Source organism: Streptomyces sparsus, from assembly GCF_054776295.1.
The window spans coordinates 1-1,077 of sequence record NZ_BAAHCA010001289.1; the positions used below are offsets into that span (position 1 = coordinate 1).

The following is a 1,077-nucleotide window of genomic DNA, read 5'->3' on the forward strand; positions in this document are numbered from 1 at the left end:
GGCTCGGGCAGTACCGGGCGGCGGGGCGGTCCACCCCGCCCTCCGCAGCGGCATCGGACGTGGCGGCATCGGACGTGGCGGCATCGGACGTGGCGGCATCGGACGTGGTGGCATCGGACGTGGTGGCATCGGACGTGGTGGCGGAACCAGGCGTGGACGCGGGATCCGACGTGGACGCGGCGACGGGGCCGGTGGCGGGGCCGTTCGCGGCGGCGGGGGCGATCGCGGGCGTGGTGAGCGCCAGGGTCGCACCGGCCAGCAGGACGGCGACTCGTGGGGGGAGGCGCATGGCAGGCATGATCGCCAGTGGGTGACCAGGGGTCAAGCCCCCGCTGCACGGTGTGCACAATGTGCGGGTGCCCGAACCCCGTGTCCTGCCGCTGTCCGCCGAGTGGCGACTCGCCGCCGAGTCCGTGTTCACCGACGAGGCGCAGAGCCTGCTGCGCGCCTTCCGTGCCGAGGTGGCGGAGGTGACCGGGATCCGGGATCCGGCGGCCGAGGTGTCGGGCGCGGTCCCGGTCGGGGCCAGCGAGGACCTGCGACCCCCGGACGGGGCGTTCTGGGTGGCGCGCCTGCGGGGTGCGGCCGTGGGCTGCGTGGGGCTGCGCGTGCTGGACCCGTCGACAGCCGAGCTGAAGCGCATGTACGTCGCGCCCGCCGCGCGCGGCAGGCGGCTGGGCACCGCGCTGCTGGCAGTCGCCGAACGGGCCGCCGCCGAGCGCGGCGTGGACCGGATCGTGCTGGACACCCGGTCGGAGCTGGTGGGTGCCACCGCGCTGTACGAACGGCACGGCTACCTGGCGGTCTCCCCCTACAACAGCAATCCCGAGGCCGACCGGTGGTACGCCAAGCCGTTGCGCTGACCGCCTCCCGAGGGCCGCGCCCGGTGGGTCCCCCGGTAGGGCGGGTGCTCAGTCCCGGCCGCCGTCCTGGCGCGGTGTCTCGTTGTCGCAGCCGCCCAGCTCCGCGGACAGCTCGCTGACCAGCGCGGTGAGGTCCCGCGGCCGGTCCGGCGTCCACCAGTCGCCGAGCAGCTCGGCCAGGGCCGCCTCGCGGGCGGTCGCCAGGCGGGCGGCG

At 76.2% G+C, this 1,077-nt stretch carries 2 protein-coding genes; one reads left to right on the top strand and one right to left on the bottom strand.

What is annotated here, in order from left to right; genetic code table 11:
* Window positions 1-289 (bottom strand): hypothetical protein (locus ACYVE9_RS27955; protein ID WP_461030680.1); only part of this gene is annotated, 289 nt, incomplete at its 3' end.
* Between the two features lie 67 nt (window positions 290-356).
* Between ACYVE9_RS27955 and ACYVE9_RS27960 the strand changes: the two genes are divergently transcribed.
* A complete protein-coding gene (locus tag ACYVE9_RS27960; protein ID WP_461030681.1) occupies window positions 357-863 on the top strand; it encodes a GNAT family N-acetyltransferase in 507 nt (168 codons plus the stop codon).
* The last annotated feature ends 214 nt before the right edge of the window (window positions 864-1,077 follow it).